1 pseudogene is annotated in these 426 nt (G+C 64.1%); it reads left to right on the top strand.

Going from position 1 to position 426, the window contains the following annotated elements:
- Window positions 1-426, top strand: a pseudogene (locus ACTJKM_RS36085) (hypothetical protein); the annotation flags it as partial.

The following is a 426-nucleotide window of genomic DNA, read 5'->3' as shown; positions in this document are numbered from 1 at the left end:
GGCCTTTCTGGCCGGACCACAGGATCTTTCCTTCAGCGAAACCGCAAGCGACGTCTCGGTGCAGATGTGGACACGGCTTCGTGGCGTCGTTCTGCCGCAATACAGCCTCGATTGGGTGCGCGTCATCCAGCCCGCTTCCTTCAGCCTGAGTGTTGCATCCAACCGCATCAAGCCGGCGCGGCTTGCCGCACCTTTCGCGCGGGCCATTGACAGCGCCTACCGCAAGCGGATGGCGCCGGGCGAACAACGCTGGTCCGCCGTGTCTGCCGCCGGCATCGGTCAGGCCGGTTTCACGGCACAGGAAACCGATCGCAACGGCTTTGCCGCCGTGGTCGATCGTTTCCTCGCGCAGTTTCCGCTGCGCCCCGAATGGGCTGAAGGGCAGCTCGACTACATTCTCGGCGATGCGGAGCAAAAGCCCGAACA

Origin of the sequence: Ensifer sp. 22460 (assembly GCF_052044935.1) — a bacterium.
In the GTDB taxonomy this organism is placed as follows: Bacteria; Pseudomonadota; Alphaproteobacteria; order Rhizobiales; family Rhizobiaceae; genus Ensifer.
Note: the sequence above shows the minus strand (reverse complement) of the source record. Positions and strands in the feature narration are given on the sequence as shown.